Here is a 242-nt window from a genome sequence, read left to right on the forward strand (position 1 = left end):
CCTCTCGGGCGGACGTCGTCCCTACTGGCGGGCGCGGCTCTTGATCCGGGCGGTGAGCTCGGTGACCGGGGTGGAGGTGGCCCGCCGCTCGCTCATCAGGCCGGTGATCTTCTTGACCGCGTGCCTCACGGTGGTGTGGTCCTTGCCGCCGAAGGAGGCACCGATCCGGGGCAGCGACAGCTCGGTCCGCTCACGGCACAGGTACATCGCGAGCTGCCGGGCGTTGACCAGCGTGCGGGAGC

Annotated in this window: 1 protein-coding gene; it reads right to left on the minus strand. The window is 71.1% G+C overall.

The features are described from left to right. Positions 1 to 21: 21 nt before the first annotated feature. Positions 22 to 242, minus strand: a 221-nt coding sequence (locus AC0IVP_RS22120) for a helix-turn-helix domain-containing protein (protein WP_471759307.1), incomplete at its 5' end; no start/stop codon positions are given.

The organism is Klenkia sp. AC732 (genome assembly GCF_979256525.1).